This window comes from Limnofasciculus baicalensis BBK-W-15 (assembly GCF_024178385.1).
GTDB classification, from domain to species: Bacteria; Cyanobacteriota; Cyanobacteriia; order Cyanobacteriales; family Coleofasciculaceae; genus Limnofasciculus; species Limnofasciculus baicalensis.
On the sequence record NZ_JAMZMM010000648.1, the window covers coordinates 1 to 1,684 of the forward strand.

The following is a 1,684-nucleotide window of genomic DNA, read 5'->3' on the forward strand; positions in this document are numbered from 1 at the left end:
GGTGAGGTATGGTTGCCTCAAGCTCCTTTCGGAGTAAAGTTAGCTTTGCCAATGTTATCGGTCGGTACTATCCAAAAAGCACTGGCTTAACCCGTTACGCCTGTTTAACTTTTCGGTTCTAGAGCAGGAAACTAGCTACGCATTTCCTGGTAGGAACTTTAACGCTTACCGATAACGTAGGTATTTCTACCAAAGGCTGGTCAACTTCCGGGCTTCAGTTTTTTAGGCTGGAAGCCCCGTGTCAAGAGACCGGGGTTGTTGACTAGTTATTCGTTACTGTGCGGTTTTGCGATCACTTCTCTATGTTAATGGTTGGAGAGTGGGTAGTGGGGAATGGGGAGTGAGTGCAATAAAAAGTTGAGAATCCCGGTTTCTCCAAGAAACCGGGATTCTTTCAGGCAGTTATCAAAACTTATGGCAAAATCTAATCTAAAACAATGCCATAGTGGGATTAGTGCTATAGTTGGGGAAAATCTGAGAGAGCTGTGCTACGTTAAGTTCGATATGTTGGGTTAATATGGACGCGATCGCATTCCGGTAATCTGTAATAATCTCTAAGTCCCGTTTTTCGTATAACTCAGACTCATTGAGACCAGGCCATTCTCCATAAATCTTACCACCGCGAATCCCTCCACCCAATACCCACATTACATTACCATGTCCGTGGTCAGTACCCCCATTGCCATTTTCTGCCACAGTACGACCAAATTCTGATAACACTACAATAACTGTATCTGAGTAAACTGGACCCAATTCCTTAACTAAAGTAACCAAACCTTCAGCTAAAGGCTTGAGTCTTGATGCTAATTGACCATTACTGCTACCCTGATTTACATGAGTATCCCAACCTCCCAAAGCCATAAATGCTAATTGAGTTTTCCCATCGCCTACCATCAGTTTTGCTAGTTTGCGGGTATCGTTAGCAAAACCAACTGGAGATGGCGCACCCCGAGAAGCTTGCATCATTTCTGAATTCAATTCGTTAAGCAAAATTTCTCTAACTTTATCGCCTTCTTGATAGGTAAGACTGATCGGATCGTTTCCATTATATAATTGTGCAAATGCTCTATTAATCTCAGGACGATCTATTGCTAGTGCATTATTGGTATTATTTCCAGATGGTAGGTTAGCCACTGACATTTTACCAGTGAGAATGCGCGGTATAGTTGCACCTACATTTACTGCTTGGACTGGGCTATCTTTAGGAAGAATACCTAATAGTCGATTCAGCCAACCATCTTGTGTAGTTTTAACACCAGGAGTCCCACTTTCCATGTAATCTTGAGCATCAAAATGGGAACGAGTCGAGTCAGGGGAACCGCAGGCGTGAATAAAAGCTAAACTGCCTTTCTCCCACAATGGCATGATATCCGCGAGGGCTGGATGCAAGCCAAACCTTCCATCTAAATCTAATACTCCGTCTTTTTCTCCCGGTTTAGGAATAGCAATTCTTGGTCTAGCTTCATAGTAATTACTTTCTTGATAAGGGACAACTACATTCAATCCATCGACTGCACCTCGGAGAAATATCACAATTAATCGTTTGCGATTATTGGTTTGGGCAATTCCTCTTACTGCCCAACCGTTGATACCGATAGGGATAAGTCCAGCAGCGGCTATAATTGCGGCATTTTGTAATAATTTTCGTCTATTCATAGGAGGGAATGGGGAGTGGGGAATGGGG

General features: G+C 43.2%; 1 protein-coding gene. It reads right to left on the reverse strand.

What is annotated here, in order from left to right:
• Positions 1–429: 429 nt before the first annotated feature.
• A partial coding sequence (locus NJ959_RS29125; protein ID WP_254015250.1) for a DUF1501 domain-containing protein occupies positions 430–1,684 on the reverse strand: 1,255 nt, incomplete at its 5' end.